Here is a 17,516-nt window from a genome sequence, read left to right as displayed (position 1 = left end):
AATATTCGTCCGCTCGCCCGCTCTTACGACCGATGTCGCAACAGGCTTTCGCCCAGCTCGTCGATGCGCACTACGCCTCGCTTTACCGCTTCGCGTTGAGCCTCGCGCGCAATACCGCCGACGCGAGCGACCTCGTCCAACAAACGTTTTTCATCTGGAGCACCAAAGGCGATTCGCTGCGCGACCGCAGCAAGGCAAAAACCTGGCTCTTCACCACGCTCTACCGCGAGTTCCTGCGCGTGCGTCGGCATGACGGACGCGCCACCTCGATCGAGGATCTGCCGCCGCAGGAGCAGGACATCGCCGACGAGGAGATCGATCACGTGCGCCGCCTCGATGCCGGCAGCGTGATGACCGCGCTGCAGTCCGTGCCGGAAACCTTCCGGGCCCCGCTGACCTTGTTCTACCTCGACGACCTTTCCTATCAGGAAATCGCCACCGCGCTCGACGTGCCGATCGGCACCGTGATGTCGCGGCTCTCCCGCGGCAAAACCCAGCTCCGCCAGATCCTCGAGCAAACCCGCCAGGGCTCCACCAGCAAAGTGCTTCCCTTCCCCGCCGCGAAAGGAGCGAAAGCCCCATGAGCAATCACGAAGCCCAATTCCTGCTTCACGCCTACCGGCCCAGCGGCCGCGACGCGAACGATCCCGCCATGGCCGAGGCGCTCGCGCAGGCGCAGAACGATCCCGCGCTGCGCGCCTGGTTCCAGCGGCAGCAGGCCCACGACGCCGCTGTATCCGAAAAACTGATCGCACTCGCACCGCCCGCCGGCCTGCGCGACGCGATCCTCGCCGGTGCGCGCGCCGGCAGCAACGCCCGCCCGGCCCGGCCGAGCTGGACGCGTTCCCTCTTCTTCGCGATCGCCGCTTCGATCGCACTCGTGCTTTCCGTCACCGCGTGGTGGTGGTTCGCTCCGACGCCCGGCCAGACGCTCGATCAGTTCGCAGTCAATTACGTCTCGCACGGTTTCCGCCTCGAGAAACGTGACGCCGATGTCGAGGTGCTGAAAACCTGGCTCGCGCAACAGGGCGGACCAATGCCGCGCTCGATTCCCGCCGAACTGGAACGCCTGCAGGCCCTCGGCTGCCGCACCGTGAAATTCGACGAGCACAGCGTGTCGCTCGTCTGCTTCGAACGCGGCGGCAAGGAGTATCATGTGTTTGTGGCGCGGCGCGACGAACTCCCCGCCGACCGCTCGCCGCGCGGCCCGGCGATGTTCGTCAGCCACAATCACGTGGTCGCCTCATGGTCCGATCCGAAGAACTATTACGTGCTCGTGACCGACGCCTCGCGCGAGGCCGTCGAACAGATCCTTTGAGCGAAACGCGCGCGCCGGTTACGCGCCGATCGGACGCACGCCGGTGAAGCGCAACACGGGTTGATTTTGCGCGCGCGACTCTGCCAGCAAAACGACAAACGTCGCTTCCCAGTCGTTCTGCTCGTCCGCATCGATCAAAACCTGCGCGACGTTCCAAGCGTCGGCGCCGCTTTCGGTTTCCCAGTGCGTGTGCTTCACCGAGCGGCCTTCCGGATCCAAACGAAAACGTCCGCGCGCCTCGAAATACGCCCGAAACGCATCCTCGATCCGCCGCGCCTCCTTTTCGTCCACCGCGAGCACACGGCCCGCGGCATTCTCCCAATCCCGCGCGCCCGCGTCCTGCAGGAATCCAAGAATCGCGGTGCGCACGAGCTTGCGAAACGCGGCGCTGTCGCGCGTGACATCGAAGCTCGACGGCCGCTCCGGTTTCTCCGCCGCGTCGGCCGCGGCAAACTCCGGATTGCGCAGCCGCTCCCACTCCTCGAGCAAACTCGAGTCGATGCCGCGGATCAGTTCGCGAAAATAATCCTCCATCTCGAGCACCGGTTCCGTCTTGGCGGACGTCGGCACCGTCTGGCTCAGCACCTTCCACACTTGTGAAAGATGCCGCAGCAGGAGGCCTTCCGACCGCTCGAGTCCGTAATCGCGCACATACTCGGCAAACGACTGGTAACGCTCATACATTTCGCGCGCGATCGATTTGGGCCGGACGTTTTCGTTCTCGATCCACGGATGCGCCGCCGCCCAAGCGTTGAAGGTGTCGTAGATGAACTCGCGCCGCGGTTTCGGATGTTCGATTTCGTCGAGTTTCTCCATCCGCTCCTCGTAAGGCACATCGGCCGCCTTCAGCTCCGCGAGTTTCTCGGTCTTCAATTTGTCGACCTGGCGACGAAGAATCTGGTCCGGGTCCTCGACGATCGCCTCGCACAACGTGAGCACGTCGAACGCATAGTCCGGCGATTCGCGATCGAGCAGCGGCAGCGTGTCGATGAGATAAAGCGACAACGCCTGATGCAGCGAAAAATCGTCCTGCAGCTCGACGTTGACCCGCAGCTTGCGGCCGGACGGTTGCGGCGGGATCCACTCGATGATTTTGCGCTGCAGGAGCGCGCGAAACAGCTGCCACGCGCGTCGCCGCAGCGCCTTTTTCTTCGTCGGGGTCTCGTGCGAATCCGCGATGATCTGGCGCATCGCGCGACAACCGTCCGTGTCGCGGCTGAGCACGAGCAACAGCATCCCGGTCGTAACATTGAAGCGCGATTGCAGCCCCTCGGGCGGCGCGGCCATTAAGCGCTCGAAGGTCTTTGCGTCCCAGCCGACCGAGCCTTCCGGCGCCCGCTGCTTTACCAGTTTCTTTTGTTTCTTCGGATCGCCCGCCGCGCGTTCTTCGGCGCGCTTGTTTTCGATCACATGGTCCGGGGCCTGCACGATCACGTAGCCCTTGTCGTCGTAACCTTTCCGCCCGGCGCGGCCCGCGACCTGGCGAAAATCGCGCACGCTCAAAATCGACGCCTTCGCGCCGTCGTATTTCCACAGTTGCGTGAACACGACGGTCCGGATCGGGACGTTGATCCCGACGCCCAGTGTGTCGGTGCCGCAGATCAACTTGAGCAGGCCCTTCTGCGCGAGTTGCTCCACCAGGATGCGATACTTCGGCAGCAAACCCGCATGGTGCACGCCGATGCCGTGCCGCAGCCAGCGCTTCATGTCCTTGCCGTAGGGACTGTTGAACTTCACGCGTTCGAGCGCTTCCTGCAGCGCGGCTTTCTCCTCCTTGGAGGAAACGTTGAGGCTCATCAGGTCCTGCGCCGCTTCCGACGCCGCGCGCTGCGTGAAATACACGAGATACACCGGCGCGCGCTTCATCTGCAGCAGCTCCGACACGCGCTCGCTGAGCGGTGTCTCGGAGTATTCGAACTCCAGCGGCACCGGCCGCCGCGTGCTGCGGACCGTCACGCCCGGCGCGCCCGTCAGGCGTTCGAGGTCTTTCTCGAAGAACTCCGTCGCCCCGAGCGTGGCCGACATCAGGAGGAACCGCGCCTGCGGCATCGTGAGCAGCGGCGCCTGCCAGGCGTAGCCACGTTCCGGATCCGAATAATAGTGAAACTCGTCCATCACCACCGCGCGGATGTCGCTGCGGTCGCCGCGGTGCAGGGCGATGTTGGCCAGGATTTCGGCCGTGCAACAAAGCACCGGCGCCTGCGGATTCACGCTGGCGTCGCCGGTCATCATACCGACGTTTTCAGGGCCGAAATCGCGGCAGAGCGAAAGAAACTTTTCGTTCACCAGCGCCTTGATCGGACAGGTGTAGACGGAACGCTCGCCGGCGCACAGGGCCTTGAAATAAAACGCGCCGGCGACGAGGGATTTTCCGGAACCGGTCGGCGTATTGAGAATTACGTTACGCCCGGCGAAGAGTTCGAGAATCGCCTCCTCCTGCTCTGGGTAGAGTTCGAGCCCGCGCTCCGCCATGACGGTGAGAAACCGGTCGAGCGCCGCGTCCGGATCGAATTTTCCGGGCAAGGGCGCAAGCGGGGCGGAAGGAAGCGGTGCGTCTGACACGCCGACGTTTGTGCTTCCTCCGTCGCCGATGGCAAGCAGCGGCCGGTGGCGCGCGGGCTTTGTCCCGCCGATTATTTCCGTCGGGCCGCATCCGCGACCCACGACGTCCATTGCTTGGCGAACGCTCCAACCGAAAACGCCTCGGCCCGGCGGCGAGCGGCCGCGCCGAGGGCACGTATCTGTTCGGGCTGCGCCGCCCAATCGGTGAGCACTTCCGCAAAAACGTCGGCGTCCATCGGGCGCAAGGCCCCCGTCCCGCCGTCCACGATGGTTTCGTCCGGTCCCGCGCCCCGCACCGCCAGCACCGGCCGCCCGCGCGCCATCGCCTCCACCGGCACGATCCCGAAGTGTTCGTCCGGCATCGGATGCAAGAGACAGTGCGCCGCCGAAAACGCCTGCTCCAGCACCATCGCATCCGGCTCCGGCTGCAAATGCACGGTGCTGCCCCACGCCTCCGCGGCGATCCTTTGCTCCAGCCCGGCCCGAACGCCACGGCTCGCCGGCCGCCGCAGGTCGCATCCGCCCGTGATCGTCAGACGCCAGCCGCTAAACCGCTCTGCTCCCACGCGCTCCTGCGCCGCGGCCCACACGTCGAGGGCGAAGTCGAGCCGCTTGTCGGGATCGAAACGTCCCACGGTGAGCACGCGCAATCCGCCACCGTCCGACTCCGGCCAGGCCGGCGCCTCCTCCGGCCAGCGCACGCCGGGATGAATGACCGTCGGCGCCACGCGACCGGCGGTGAACGCGCGCACCTCGCGGGCCGTAAACGCCGAGTTCGCCGCGACCGCATCGCATGCCGCCAGTCCGCGGGCTTCCCAGGCGTCGAGCCAGCGTCGATAAAGCCGCCGGGCCCCGCTGCCGCCTCCGCGCGCCACGAGTCCGTCAGGAAAATGACAATACATCAGGATCCGCGCGCGCGGCCAGAGTCCGCGCAACCACGGGGCGATCTGCGGTAGACCGTCGAGAATCAGGACATCCGGCCGCGCTCCGGTTCGCGCCCAAGCCTGGGCCAGCCGCCTCAGGCGCAGGATCGATCGCAGGCTGCGCAACCGGTCGCTCAGGATCGGCCCCGGAGTGTAAGGCGTCTCCACCGGCTCCAGGCCGTCATTCAAATCCGGAAAGACCCGCATGTCCGCCTCGGCCACAACCCGCCGCACCCGCCAACCCGCTTCAGCCAAGGCCCGCGCCGCGTCGATCGCCCAGCGTTCGCCGCCGCCGATCCCGAGACTGGCCCGCAGGAACGCGACTTCTCCTTTCGGCCTCATATGATCGTTCCTTCCGCCGCGACATCCGGAGCCGCCAGGTTCCATTCGCCGCTCCACGTGCGAGCGGGTTTTTCCGTTTCGCGGAGCGTCCGTTCCCCCGTCGCAAGGGCGGTCAAACGCGCCCGCAACTCGCGCCCGTTCCGAAACGTCGCGTCGCCCGGCGCGGCCGGAAACGCCTCCCGCAACGCCGGGCCGTAATCGCAGGCCAGGGCCGGCAGACCCGCCGCCGCGAAATCCACCAGCTTCATCGGAAAATCCAATCCGCTCGATGACGTATGCAGACACAGGCCCGCATCCGCCCGCGCCAGCAGTTCCCGATAATCCTCGGGGGAAAACCACGCAACGTGCACCGTCGCAGCTTTCTCATTGGCGACGACATTTCCGTTCGACGCCAGGGTGCAGACAAAGGCCGCGCGACGTGCGCCCTTTCCTGTGGCGATCAGTGCCAGGCTTCGCCCCCCTGCCGCCGCGAGCGACCAGTTCGCCGCCACGTCCATCAATTCCTCCATCGCCTCGTCAGGTCCCCAGCTCGAAGGGCACACCACCCAGAGGGCGTTTTCCAGCGGGACGTTACCTGCGGCGCTTCCCGTCCCCTCAACCACGGCGTGCGTCCGCCACCACGCCGCTCGGCCGAATTTCGGCGTCCCGGCCGGTCGCGTTTCACCCGGCGCGTCCCGCAACACCCGAATATCCACGATACCAATACGGCGTTGCACCGCCCGTTTCAGCGCGAGCGTCACGGCTAGATGCGTATCCGCCCACCGGGCCGCGAACGTTTCCGCCGCAGCATACGCCTGCCGCCACGGCCAGCCCGCCGCCAGCAACTCGGCGCCCGTGTTGTGCCAGTCGAGCACGATCCGCGCGTTCCGTGCGCCCCGCGCCCACGTCAGCGCGAGGACAGCGGGGAAGCCGGGGGGATTCTGCACGACGGCCAGGCGCCAGGGAAGACGAGCGGCGAAGTGCGCGAGGTTGAGCGCGCCGCGCAAGGCGCCGCGACCGAGATCGTGCACCGTCACACCGGCATCGGTCCGCACATCCTGCGGCAACGCCGAATCGGCATGTCCGCAGAGCGCCACTGCCCAGCCACGAGATCGCAAGGCCCGCGCATGCGCGAGCATCCGCGGACTCCGACCCAAGTCGCCGAGAACGACAACCAGCGCGAGTGCAGGACCCGATTTCATTCCAGTTGAAGAGTCGCCAGCCAATCGGCCCGGGCTGTCGCGGCCACAAAAAAGCCCGCTTCCTTGAAAGCGGGCCGGAGATTTACGATCGCTACGCGCGACGCCGCGTCCACCGGCGAACGCAGACGAAACCGAGCGCGGCGAATCCCATCAACGCCGCCACCGTGCCCGGCTCGGGAATCGCCGTGAGACTGCCGCTGATGCTTTGCAACCAGATCCTGACGCCCAAGGACGCAGTGTCCTCCGAGGTGAGCCCCGTCGCGGTGGCAGTCAGCACGAACGTCAGCGTTTGGCCCGTCGTCATTGAAAACGTGTGAGAGCCTTTCGCGCCAACCGAATTATAAACGAACGATTGATCCGGATCGAAGGCTCTGAACTCGAACCCCTGCGTGCCGTCGCCCGTGACCTCAAAACCCAGGCTCGATGGACGTATGCCTCCAAGGCTGATCGTCGTGTCCCCGATCGCCGTATACGCAAACCTGAGCTCCGCCGTCGACGTCCCCACGCCGGTCAACGCGGTGCCAATCTCGAGGATGACGGCCGCGGGGACGTTGACCGTATTCACCGCCGCCCAGCCGGATGAATCCGAGAAAGCGGTGGTGAGACTCCACTGCCCGATGGTCCCCGACCCACTCGCGTCGAGGTGATAAATACCGGCCGGCGTCGTCGGGTTCGTGAAAAGCTCACCGACGAAATCGGCGCGCGCACGACTGCCAAGCGAGAGACTGACCAGCGCCACGGCGAGACCGCGGAGGAACGAGGGGGAAGGGAGCAAACGCATGTAGTTAAAAATGGATACGAGCGGACTTGCGGGCGGGAGTCCGACATGATCCCGGCGCGACCGAACGACCGCAGGAAACCCGCGCCGAGGCGCGATCGGCTCAGGCCTGCGCGCGCCGGCGCCAGACGACCAGGCCGAGCGCGGCCATGCCGAGGATCGCCGCCACCGTGCCCGGCTCCGGAATCGCCGTGTAGTTCATCTCGACGCCGGAAAACACCAAGGACACCTGTTGCCAGGCAGAACTCTCGCTATCGTAAGACTCCGCCGTCGCTTGCAGATAGAACGCAAGGGTCTGACCCGTGAGGAGAGAATAGGTCCGGGCATTGAGCCCCGTCGAATCCAACCATTCGTCCAGAATACCGGTCTTGGTAATCCATCCCGACCAAGAAGCAGAGGCGCTTCCGTCCGATGAGATGGAAAGATTTGAAAACGAGAAGGTCGTGTCCTGGTCGGCCGTAAACGAGAACACCAGCTGCGAGATGACCTGGCCTTCGTCGTGCGATTCCGCTTCCGCCCCCAATTCTAGCTGCGCCGGCAGATTACTAGTGCCACCCGTGTCGACCCACACGCTGCTGGTCAGCGCCGGACCATTGAAGGTCGGCGCGGCCGTCCACAGTCCCAGCTGCGCCGGCGTGTTTCCTCCTTGGGTATACTCGTAACGACCCGCCGGAGCCGATTCGCTCGTGAAAAACTCCGTGCTGAAATCCGCCCGGGCATTCACCGCGGCGACGAGCAGGGCCAGACCGGCCAGTTTCCTCACACTCACGAAGTCCGCGAAAAAATGATGAATCCCCATAAAATGCGCCGTCGAAGTCGTCGCTTATTCGGAGCGTGTCGAGATTTCTTGAATACAGCAGCGCTCTTTAAAAATTTTTGCCACTGACACTCAACGCCTAGCCGCAAATCCCGGTCTTTTTGAAAAAATTCCGCGATAGAGACGGATGCGTTTTCGTTCCGCGCCCACAAAAATGTGGCGCGTCTTTGCCGCCGGTCCTTAGCGTTCCGGCTTTTTCCCGCGCATGAGTCGTCTCGCTCCGCCCCCTCGCACCTCCGCCCCTCCGGTGGTGACGATGGCGGGTGGATTCACGGCCGGGCATGTCACTCCGGGCCTCGCCGTGGCGGCCGAGCTCGCACGTCTGCGGCCTGATCTCCAGCTGCTGTTCCTGGGACGCCGCGGCGGATTCGAGGAAGAGCTGGCGCGCCACGCGGGACTCGCTTTCGCCGGCCTGCCCGGCGCGCCATGGCTCGGAATGAACGTCGCGACGCGCACCCGCAGCCTGGTCCTCCTCGCGCCGGCGGTGCTCGCAGCGCGGCGCCTGTTTCGCGCTCGCCGGGTGATGGGTTGCGCCAGCCTTGGGAGCTACGCCGCGCTGGCGCCCGGCCTGGCCGCGGCAACGCTGCGCCGTCCGCTCGTCCTGCTCGAAAGCAATGCCACGCCCGGTCTCGCCCATCGCGTGCTGCGACCCGTCGCCCGCACGCTGCTCGCCGGCGCGTTCTGGTCCGATGGATACAAAACCGCGCAACGCCCCGGCGTGCCCGTGCGCGCGGAAATTACCGCCGCCGGCCGCCTCGTCCGCACTGCGCCAGGGCATCGCCTGCTCGTGCTCGGCGGTTCGCTCGGCGACGATTTTCTCAACCAGGCTGCCCCCGCGGTCGCCGCCGCCCTCCATCGCCGCGTGCCGGGTTTGCAGGTGCGCCATCAAAGCGGCCGGCACACCGCGCCCGAAATCGTGCGCGCCGCTTACGCCGGCGCGGGCGTCGATGCCGAGGTGCTGCCCTTCGTCGAGAATATGGCCGGCGCGCTGACGTGGGCCGACGTCGCCCTGTCCTCGGCCGGCGCGATCTCGTTGCACGAACTCGCCGCCGCCGGCGTGCCGACGATTGCCGTGCCGCTCGGGGGCGCGGCGGGGCCGCATCAGGAGATCAACGCCGACGCATTCGCGCGCCTGACCGGCTGCCCCGCGCACCGTCACGCCGGCTGGTCGGCCGACGCTGTGGCGCGCGATCTGGAAAGCTGGCTGATCGATGACGCGGCCTGGCGCGCCGCACGCGAGCGCCTGCAGGCGATGGAACCGCCTGGCGCCGCGGAGCGCTGCGCGCGCGCGCTGCTCGCCGCCTGCGGCGAAGCCGTTTTGTGCCCGCCATGAGCACGGTCGCGGCAATAGATTCGTCCACCGCCTGCCCGGCGTCGCGTCCGCCAGCGTGGACGCGTCCCCTCTTGATCCTGCTTCTCGCGGTGGCGCTGGCGTTGCGCATTTTTCCCGCCTGGCCGCTGATCGTTCCGGCCGAGGGCGGTCCGCCGCGCCCGGTCGACAATGACGCGCTGTTTCATCTCCGACATGCGACTCATGTCGCGGAAAACTTTCCCGAGCTGCAGCGGTGGGAGGATGTTTCGCGCTACCCGGAACTCGAGCGCAACGACGCCAGTGGCCTGTGGGATTTGTCGCTGGGTGCAGCGGGTCGCGCCCTCGCCGCGGTGACCGGGCTCGCTCCCGCGGACGCCACGGCTTGGGCGGCGTTCTTCGCGCCGCCGCTGCTGCTGACGCTGACGTTCCTGCTCGCCTACCGACTGTGGCGGCGGCTGGGCGATGCGTCAGTCGCGCTGGTGGCCGCCGCATGGCTCGTATTGCTGCCCGGCGACACCTTCACGCGCACGGCGGCGGGTTATTGCGATCACCACGTGGTCGAGATGTTCGCGGTCGTGTGGACGGCGCTGGCGTGGATTCGTCTCGTCACCGGCGAGATCCAGCGCGCACGCGCGTGGTGGCACCCGGCGTGGGGAGCGGCGGCGCCGTTAACCGTGCTGCATTTCTCCTGGCTCGGCGCTCCGCTGCATCTGCTCGTTCTCGTCGTCGCGGCCGTCGTGACCACGCTGCTGGCGCCCGGGGCGGGCAGCGATCCGCGAGCGTGCGCCCGGGCGGCCGTGCGCCTGCTGCTCGCGCATGGACTGATGTGCGGCATCGCGGGTTTGATTTTTCCCGTGGCCGTGCTGCGCGAGTCGCTGCATGCGGGCATGCTCGCCGGCTCGGCCGCCGCGATCGCGGGCTTGGGCGGGCTGGGCGCGGTGTTGGGACGGGCCCAAGACCGCTGGCCGGCGGCGGGCGCGCGGATCAGCGGTTTCGCTTTCGCCGCGTGCTTCGTGCTGATCGTGGTCGCCTGGGCCACGGTTCCGTTCGTGCGCGCCGCGGTGCAGTTTGGGCTCAGCGAAAAGGCGGCGACGGTCTTTGAGCATCCCGCGGTGACCTGGCGGCTGTTTTTCGGATTAACCGGCGCAGCCGGCGTCCTCGCGTTGGTGTCGCCGGTGATCCTGGTCATGACCGGCGCATGGCGCTCGCCCGCGGCGTTGGGCGCCGTGATGCTGCCGCTGCTGCACGTGGCTCTTTGGGCGCGCACCGGCGATTACATTTATCACGTGGCTCTGCAAGCGGTGCTCGCCGCGGGCATCGCCGCGACGCTGACGCACCGCTGGCGCCCCCGCGCCGGCTGGAGCCTCGTGATCGCCGTGAGTCTCGCGGTGCTGTGGGGCGTCGGTCCCGCTCGCTGGACCTTTCCCCTCGTCATCGATCAACGCAACGTCACGGAAGCGGTGCGCGTGCAGCATGAGGGCTGGACGCAAACCGTCGCTTGGTGGCGCACCGTCCCCGCTCCGCGGCCGCTCGCCGTGGACGCCGCGCCCGGGCAGAGCGCGGCTTTTTCGCCCCGCGGCCAAGTGGGCGTGCTCGGCGATTGGGCCTCGGGCAACATCGTCAACACCTACACGGACTGGCCGGTGGTCAACAGCCGCTATCCTGACGCCGAAGGCCTGCGCCCGCTGTTTGCGACGAGCGAGGAGGAGGCGCTGAGGTTGCCGTTGCGCGGCCGCACGGTCGGCGACTCCGTGCGCTGGGTGGCGATCGAGCCACGCACGTTTGGCGATTATTTTTTTGCGCATCTCTCCACGCTGGACCGTCCCCGCGAGCCATTTCTCACCCGCATCCGGCTGAACACGCCCGAGGGCGAACGCGATACCGTCGCGCTGGGCAGCGAGTATGAACGTCTGCTCGGCCGGCGACTGCTCGCCGCGGACGGCGCCGGGCTGGCGCATTTCCGCCTCGTTTACGAATCGCCGCGACAAGTCGCGCTGCGTCATCTCCTGTTGCCCGCCCTCGAAACATGGAGCCTGCAAAGCGATCGCGTGCCACCCGACGCCCTCGACACCGCGCGCGCGACCCTGGCGCGAACGAGCTGGCAGGAAGGCGCCCGTCTCGGCTATCGCGGCGAGCTGCATCCGAGCGTGAAGATCTTCGAAATCGTGCGCGGCGCCACTTTGCACGGACGCACCGATCCGGAAACGATCGTGCATCTCCGGCTGCACGCGACTGTTCGCTCCACCGGCCGGGACTTGACGCTCATCTGGTCTACGCCGGCCGCCGCCGACGGCACGTGGCAAATCACCGTGCCCTATGCGACAGAGTCTCTGCCCGACTGGAACGCCGTCAGCCCCGACCCCGCCGGCTACCTCGTGGAGTTCAAATCCACCGAAGCTCGCTTGCGGCTCTCTCCTCCCCCGCTCCGTCGCATGCGTGTGCCCGAGGCCGCCATCCGGAGCGGCGAGCGTCTCGACGTCGACGTTCAGCGCTGAACAGAATCGGTGACATTACCCGCGTCGACCGTCGACGCAAACGCGGCAAACGCCGGCTGCGTGGCGCGCAACGTTTCAAAGCTGCCGCTGCCCGCGATTCGACCGTGCTCCACGAAGATCACGCGATCCGCCCGCCGCGCGGTGGCGAGGCGATGCGTGATGAACACGACGGCCGGCGGCTGCTCCCGCGCCGCCAGTCCCGCCATGACGGCCAGCTCCGTGGGCGGATCGAGAAACGCCGTCGCTTCGTCGAGCAGCAACAGCCGTGGCCGCCGATAAAAACAACGGGCGAGCGCCACGCGTTGACGCTCGCCGCCGGACAGCGTTCGCCCGCCGGGTCCGATCGGCGTGTCGAGTCCCGCCGGCAATCGCTCCAGCACTGGTTCGAGCCGCGCGAGCGCGACCGCCTCCCTCAGCGCCGCTGCGTCGGCCTCGCGATCGCCGAGCGTGATATTCAAGCGCAGGGTGTCGTCCAGCAGCGGCGACTCCTGTCCCACGTAGCCCACAAGCGCCTGCCACGCGGGATCGTCGGCGGTCACGGAACTTCCGTCGGCCAACACTTCGCCGCGATCGAGCGCGAGCAAGCCCGCGAGCACCTGCAGCAACGTGCTCTTGCCGTGTCCGGAAGGTCCCACGATCGCCACGCATTCGCCCGGTCGCAGGGTGAGATTCACGTCCGACAGCGCGGGCGCAGCGTTGCCCGGATAGATCAGCGACGCGTCTTTCAACTCCAGACTCCGGTCGAACGCCGCCGGTGCCACGTCCCGTCTCGACGCCGGCGTCGGCGCATCGAGCAACCGACGAAATCCTGCCCGCGCTCCCTGCAACGCAAACGCGCGATAAACCAGGCGGTTGATCGCCGGCAGCAAGCGCAGCGCCGCATAGACCGCGACCACGAACAGCGGCAGCGCATCGGTCCCACGCAGGAGAAACAAGAACACCGCCGCCGCCAGCAGCGCCAGCGCCTCGAAGATGAACAGCGGCGCCTGCCGCCACACTTCCTGTGCCGCCAGCGGTCCGGTCACCCGCGCACGGATCTTCGCAAAGCGCTGCACAAACATCGGCACCGCCCCGGCCAGTCGCAGCTCCCGCGCGCCGGCGAGCGCGCCTTGCAGAAACCCCTGCGCCGCCACCCGCGCCTCCAGAATTTCGGCGGAACGCCGATCGTGCCGCCGATGCGCCAGGCGCAGCAATCCGCCCGCCAGCACCAGCAGGCCCGCGATCAATCCAAGAGCGGCCGGCGGCGAGAGCGCGATCATCACGCCGGTGAGCGTGAGCACGACCAGGCCTTCGGAAACAATCAGGATCACCGAAGCGATGCCCTCGCGCCCGGCCAGAAGACTCGCCGACTGCACGTCTTCGATGATCGCCGGATTCGTCGCACTCAATTGGCGCCGCAACGGCGCGCCCAGCCACGCCCCGAGCAGGTAAACGGAAAACGCATCCACCGTGCGCGCCGTCAGCCGCTCCCGCCACTGCGTCTCGGCGAGACGCAGCGAGGTCTTCGCCACCAGCAGCGCAGCAAAAATCAACGCGAGCGCTCCCGCCGTCTCGGGAAGCCAGGCGACGCCGATCAATGCGTCGCCGGCAAAATCGTCCGCGCCGCGCTCCAGTCGAGTGATGAGACGCAACAGCAAGGCCGCCGTCGCCAGTTCCAACATTGCGGCCAGCAGCGCGACCGCCGCGAGCGCGCACCATCGCCGCCGCAGCGGGGCCGCCAGCAACGTCCAACAGGTCAGCCATTCGCGCCTCATGTCACTGAGCGCGAACGACGACGACAAAACCGCGGGAGGACAAGCCTGCAAAACCGCCCGGCTCCGGGCGTTGTCTCACCGCCGATCGCCGCCCTCGATCTCGATTGGGCGCGCACTCCCCTCTCCACTCGCCGGGCGAAGCGGCGTCATGCCTGCGGCGCCGGTTTCCGCCTCAAATTATGCGGAGCGGCGCCTCTTCAGGTGTGGTAGATTCAGACTATGAAAACCGCCCCTTCCGACTGCGTTATTGCGCCAGGCGGATGGTTGAGAGTGGGCGCGGCCCTCTTGGCGGCTGCGCTCAGCCTCCTGCTCCTCTCGAGCTGCACCAGTCCACCACGGAGCGCTCCCGCGGTTTTGAAATTGGATGAGCTTCCCGCGCCCACCTTCGTGCCGGAAGATGAAATCATGCCTCTGGCCGAAAGCCGGGCGAAGAGCAGCGCCGGCGGGTTTGTGTTTGTGAACACCACCGATGAGCTCCTGCCGCGCTATCCCGCCGGCACGGCCTTCGTGGCCGAACGCCAGAACTACACGGACCTGCGCAGCGGGACGCTCGTGATTCTCCGCCGCGGCCTGCGCCGAGTGGCGCGAGTGCTGGAGCAACCTACACCGAAAGGCTGGTCCACGAACACGTTCGATGCGATGGAAGAGGATGCCGTGCTGATGAAGCCCAACACTTACCTTGGGACGGTGATTCAGGCTTTTGCACCACGACCCGACGATCGGCAGCAGTAGAAAACACGCCATTTGCACTCCGCTGCCGCGGTGCGGAAATTTTGAGTTGGATTTTGCCGCGGGACTTTACACGTTGGTGCCCCTCCCTTGCCAGGGTAGCTCAGTGGTAGAGCAGAGGACTCATAAGCCTTTGGTCGCCGGTTCAATCCCGGCCCCTGGCACCAATTCGACTGCAGGTCGAATCGACCACCGGAAACCGGTTTGCATCGCGCGTCGCTCCCGTTCTTTCGCGGTCGTGCGGCTCCTCGCACAAGGCGAGAAGCCGCGATGCTGGAAATCGCGGGCGCTCAGCGCCCCGACTGAAGGTTCAGAACCACCGGACCGAGCAGCCCTGAAGGCCGCAGCGGCGTGTCCGGCTTGAACTCGATGTTCGTGCGCGTAAGGCGCTGTGCGGGCGACAGCGCGGCGTCGCGAATCAGGCGGTTCGCCCATTCGTTCACCACCTCGATTTCGAGTGTGTTCCCGCCGGGCCTGGCCGCGTCCGTGACGTCGATCGTCCACGGTGCCGTCCACACGACGCCGATCCGTTTTCCGTTGAGCCGCACTTCGGCGATGTCGTGCACGGTCCCGAGATCCAGCACGAGCCGACCCGACACCGGCGCGACCAAATCGAAACGTTTTTCGTAGGTCGCCGTGCCGGAATAGTAGCGGATCGAGTCCTCGCTTCGCTTGGTCCAATCCGTCAACTCCGCGAACTCCGTCTCCGCCGGTCCGCCCCACTTCGGATCGAAACGCACGCGCCACGGGCCGTCCAACGGCAGCAACGTCCGACTTTTTTCAGGAGCGTGCCCGTCCACACTCGCATTCGCCGACGCCGACGGCGTCTTCGGGAACACCACGAAAAACGACTGGTGCGACGCCAACGTCAGCGGCACCACCACCCGCCCGTTCTCGCGGCGAACGCCACTCGCCGCGCACAAGGTGCCCGTGACCGGATCCCAGATTTCCGGAACGCGGTCCGTCACGCGGAAAATCCCCTCGATTTCCGCCGGCCGGTTCTCGCGGTTCGCGACGAAATAGATCTCCGCGTCATCGGTCCGCCGATGAATGAAATCGATCCACGCGCTGGCCGACCCGGCGTATTCAAAATCAGGAGTCACGCCGTCCTGCGCGAGGATCTCGCGCAGCGGCACGCCCCAGAACACGCGACCGGCGCCGAACCGGTGCGTTTTCACGTTTTCGCCGTCGCAGTCGCCCCAGACCTCGGCCGCGAGACGCCGCACGTCCTCGTCGCATTGCGGGTAGTTGCGCAGTCCCGGATCGGATTCGGGTTTGCGCCCGACAACCGTCGCGCCAGCGGCGACGAGTTCCTTGAGTTTTGCCGCCACTTCGACCGGCATCCGCGTGGTGTCAGGCAACACCAGCAGCCGGTAGCTCATTCCGTCCGGCAGCACGAGCCGTCCACCGCGCACGGATACACGCGTGAGCAGCACCTCGGCGTTGCAGACATCGTAGTCGAAGCCGGCGCCGAGCGACGGATCGGTGTGCTTCGGCGCGACGATGTTCGGCGCCCAGTCGCCATTGTAGTAGAGCACATCGGCAACGAACTGTCCCTGCCGCAGCAGGTGCTGGCAACGCGCGAGGTAGTCGAGAAACGCCCCCGATTGGTTCCACCAGGTCGCGTTCGGATTGAAATGCGTGCCGGCGTAATACGCATAGCCCGGCTGCCCGTCGCTGGGCCGCACGAGCGTGGACGTGTGAATCATCAGGCGATTGATGCCTTCGCAGAACGCGCGATCCGCCGCCGGCTTCAGGCTGCCCGGATAGTCGAGCCAGTGCCGGTTCGACGTGAACGACTCCGCTGAGGCCAGGTTGCGCCCGTAGATGTGCGCGGCGGACGAAACCATTTTCGTCACCTTGTTCTGCCCGTCCTCCAATCGCGAAACGCCATAGGACAACTTCGGATCGAGCCCGCCTTCCTCGTCGTGCCGCAGCCCGAGCCAGAACTCGCCCATCGGCAGATCGCTGCGTCCGAGATTTTTCAAACCGTCCATGCACATCGTGCCCGAACGGCTCGGCCCCGCGGATTCGTTTTGCACGAGCATCCCGCGTTCGTGGCAGAGCTCCGCGAAACGCGCGTAATGTCCGTCCGCCATGCAGTCGGCGACGGTCTTGCGATAGTCGTGCAGGAAACGGTCGGAGACTTCCGCGCTGCCGACGATGTAACCCGAGAGCACCGGCAGATAAGGCACGGGATTGTAACCGCGGTAATGTTCGAAGCGCTCCACGATCCGCGCGGTCCAGTTGGGAAAACCGTCCTCGAAACTGTCGTCGCAGAAATATTTCAACTTCGTCCCGACCGCCGCCGCATCGGCGAGGAGTTGTTCGCCGAGATGCTTGAACTGCAGCTCGACGCCCTCGGGCGAGAGCCAGCCGACCGACAGGCCGTCGGCTTCCGGCGGCGGAATCATCACACGCGAACCGGTCATGCGATGGCCCGTGCGCACGATCGTCCACCGGCCGGGCGGCACGTCCCACTCGAGATAACCGTCGGCGCGCACCCGCGTCGTGAGATCGATGACCTTCTCCGCCGGCACCGGACGATCGTCGGGCGCGTTTTCCCACGGCACTAGGGTCGGGCCCATGACGTCGCGCGCGCGCATGAAATTGCTCGCGTCGCGGCGATTCGTTTTCGCCGACAGCAGCTTCGCGCGTGCGTCGCCTAATTTCGCCGACGCGTCGTCCGGAGCGGGAAACGCCACGACCGCCGTGTCGCGGTAGTCGAGCTGCTCGAGCGGCAAATCGATGTAGTCCTTGAAACCGGGCGGATTGAACACGTGGTCGTAACCGTCGCGATTGCCCGGCAGCGGCAGCTTCTCCGCCCACTTCATCGGACCGGTGACGGTCACGCGCGACTGCAGAAACCAGCGGCCCGCATGCTCGGGCGGAATCCACGGACCGCCCATGCACCAGCCGCCGCAGAGGTTGACGCCGACCTCGATGCCGAGCCGATCGGCCTCGCGCAGCGCGAAGCGATAAAGCTCGCGCCACTCCGGCGAAAGAAACTTCACGGCGTTCGCGTAATCCTCCGCGTAGTTGTCCGAGCGCTTGAGGTTCGAGGAATTGACGAGCAGCACTTCGCCGATTCCCTTCGCGGCGAACTCCTCGAGATCGCGGGTGATGCCCGCGCGGTCCACGAGCCCGTCGAGCCACCACCAGTAGCAGCCGGGACGCGCCGACGCCGGCGGACGCAGGAACTCGCGCGAGAGCGTTTCATGAGCGACGGCGTCCACGCCGACGCCCCCAAGAGCGATCGCGGCGAGGAAGAAAAAATTTCGACGGAAAAAAGTCATGCGAAAGAA

At 66.5% G+C, this 17,516-nt stretch carries 12 protein-coding genes and 1 tRNA gene; 6 read left to right on the top strand and 7 right to left on the bottom strand.

Annotated elements, in window-relative coordinates; translation table 11 throughout:
• Positions 1-32 precede the first annotated feature (32 nt).
• Positions 33-584 (top strand): RNA polymerase sigma factor, encoded by a 552-nt coding sequence (locus tag AC6RV7_RS09460; RefSeq protein ID WP_500093725.1) that lies wholly within the window; start codon positions 33-35, stop codon positions 582-584.
• Positions 581-1,318: a hypothetical protein gene (locus AC6RV7_RS09455; protein ID WP_500093724.1), complete on the top strand. Its 738-nt coding sequence runs from the start codon at positions 581-583 to the stop codon at positions 1,316-1,318. The genes AC6RV7_RS09460 and AC6RV7_RS09455 overlap by 4 nt, the downstream gene beginning before the upstream one ends.
• 18 nt (positions 1,319-1,336) lie before the next feature.
• Here AC6RV7_RS09455 and AC6RV7_RS09450 read toward each other — a convergent pair whose 3' ends face one another.
• The 5 genes from AC6RV7_RS09450 to AC6RV7_RS09430 form a co-directional block, all read right to left on the bottom strand.
• Positions 1,337-3,790 (bottom strand): DEAD/DEAH box helicase, encoded by a 2,454-nt coding sequence (locus AC6RV7_RS09450; protein WP_500094197.1) that lies wholly within the window; start codon positions 3,788-3,790, stop codon positions 1,337-1,339.
• A gap of 161 nt (positions 3,791-3,951) precedes the next feature.
• Complete coding sequence (locus tag AC6RV7_RS09445) at positions 3,952-5,145, bottom strand: glycosyltransferase (protein WP_500093723.1); 1,194 nt, start codon at positions 5,143-5,145, stop codon at positions 3,952-3,954.
• Positions 5,142-6,326: a glycosyltransferase gene (locus AC6RV7_RS09440; protein WP_500093722.1), complete on the bottom strand. Its 1,185-nt coding sequence runs from the start codon at positions 6,324-6,326 to the stop codon at positions 5,142-5,144. The genes AC6RV7_RS09445 and AC6RV7_RS09440 overlap by 4 nt, the downstream gene beginning before the upstream one ends.
• 91 nt (positions 6,327-6,417) lie before the next feature.
• Positions 6,418-7,107: a PEP-CTERM sorting domain-containing protein gene (locus AC6RV7_RS09435; protein ID WP_500093721.1), complete on the bottom strand. Its 690-nt coding sequence runs from the start codon at positions 7,105-7,107 to the stop codon at positions 6,418-6,420.
• Positions 7,108-7,207: 100 nt separating this feature from the next.
• Complete coding sequence (locus AC6RV7_RS09430) at positions 7,208-7,873, bottom strand: PEP-CTERM sorting domain-containing protein (protein ID WP_500093720.1); 666 nt, start codon at positions 7,871-7,873, stop codon at positions 7,208-7,210.
• 253 nt (positions 7,874-8,126) lie between these two features.
• Here AC6RV7_RS09430 and AC6RV7_RS09425 point away from each other — a divergent pair, with 253 nt between their 5' ends.
• On the top strand, positions 8,127-9,254 hold the full coding sequence (locus AC6RV7_RS09425; protein WP_500093719.1) for a UDP-N-acetylglucosamine--N-acetylmuramyl-(pentapeptide) pyrophosphoryl-undecaprenol N-acetylglucosamine transferase: 1,128 nt from the start codon (positions 8,127-8,129) through the stop codon (positions 9,252-9,254).
• Between the two features lie 71 nt (positions 9,255-9,325).
• Entirely contained in the window at positions 9,326-11,728 is a 2,403-nt protein-coding gene (locus AC6RV7_RS09420) for an STT3 domain-containing protein (protein ID WP_500093718.1), read from the top strand.
• On the opposite strand, the gene AC6RV7_RS09415 is transcribed toward AC6RV7_RS09420, so the two are convergent.
• Positions 11,719-13,482, bottom strand: coding sequence for an ATP-binding cassette domain-containing protein (locus AC6RV7_RS09415; RefSeq protein WP_500093717.1), 1,764 nt, complete (start codon positions 13,480-13,482; stop codon positions 11,719-11,721). The genes AC6RV7_RS09420 and AC6RV7_RS09415 overlap by 10 nt on opposite strands.
• Before the next feature lie 405 nt (positions 13,483-13,887).
• Here AC6RV7_RS09415 and AC6RV7_RS09410 point away from each other — a divergent pair, with 405 nt between their 5' ends.
• Both AC6RV7_RS09410 and AC6RV7_RS09405 read left to right on the top strand, forming a co-directional pair.
• Entirely contained in the window at positions 13,888-14,214 is a 327-nt protein-coding gene (locus tag AC6RV7_RS09410) for a hypothetical protein (RefSeq protein WP_500093716.1), read from the top strand.
• Between the two features lie 89 nt (positions 14,215-14,303).
• Positions 14,304-14,378 (top strand) — tRNA-Met (locus tag AC6RV7_RS09405).
• Positions 14,379-14,501: 123 nt separating this feature from the next.
• On the opposite strand, the gene AC6RV7_RS09400 is transcribed toward AC6RV7_RS09405, so the two are convergent.
• Positions 14,502-17,507 carry a glycosyl hydrolase gene (locus tag AC6RV7_RS09400; protein ID WP_500093715.1) on the bottom strand — a complete coding sequence of 1,002 codons (3,006 nt, stop codon included), beginning with the start codon at positions 17,505-17,507 and terminating at the stop codon, positions 14,502-14,504.
• Positions 17,508-17,516: the final 9 nt, after the last annotated feature.

This window comes from Opitutus sp. sgz309028 (genome assembly GCF_059821195.1).
This window is presented reverse-complemented; position numbering and strand designations above follow the sequence as displayed.

Coding starts and splice junctions, on each gene's coding strand:
- AC6RV7_RS09460 (WP_500093725.1), top strand. CDS start 33: ATGTCGCAACAGGCTTTCGCCCAGCTCGTCGATGCGCACTACGCCTCG.
- AC6RV7_RS09455 (WP_500093724.1), top strand. CDS start 581: ATGAGCAATCACGAAGCCCAATTCCTGCTTCACGCCTACCGGCCCAGC.
- AC6RV7_RS09450 (WP_500094197.1), bottom strand. CDS start 3,790: ATGGCGGAGCGCGGGCTCGAACTCTACCCAGAGCAGGAGGAGGCGATT.
- AC6RV7_RS09445 (WP_500093723.1), bottom strand. CDS start 5,145: ATGAGGCCGAAAGGAGAAGTCGCGTTCCTGCGGGCCAGTCTCGGGATC.
- AC6RV7_RS09440 (WP_500093722.1), bottom strand. CDS start 6,326: ATGAAATCGGGTCCTGCACTCGCGCTGGTTGTCGTTCTCGGCGACTTG.
- AC6RV7_RS09435 (WP_500093721.1), bottom strand. CDS start 7,107: ATGCGTTTGCTCCCTTCCCCCTCGTTCCTCCGCGGTCTCGCCGTGGCG.
- AC6RV7_RS09425 (WP_500093719.1), top strand. CDS start 8,127: ATGAGTCGTCTCGCTCCGCCCCCTCGCACCTCCGCCCCTCCGGTGGTG.
- AC6RV7_RS09415 (WP_500093717.1), bottom strand. CDS start 13,482: ATGAGGCGCGAATGGCTGACCTGTTGGACGTTGCTGGCGGCCCCGCTG.
- AC6RV7_RS09410 (WP_500093716.1), top strand. CDS start 13,888: ATGCCTCTGGCCGAAAGCCGGGCGAAGAGCAGCGCCGGCGGGTTTGTG.
- AC6RV7_RS09400 (WP_500093715.1), bottom strand. CDS start 17,507: ATGACTTTTTTCCGTCGAAATTTTTTCTTCCTCGCCGCGATCGCTCTT.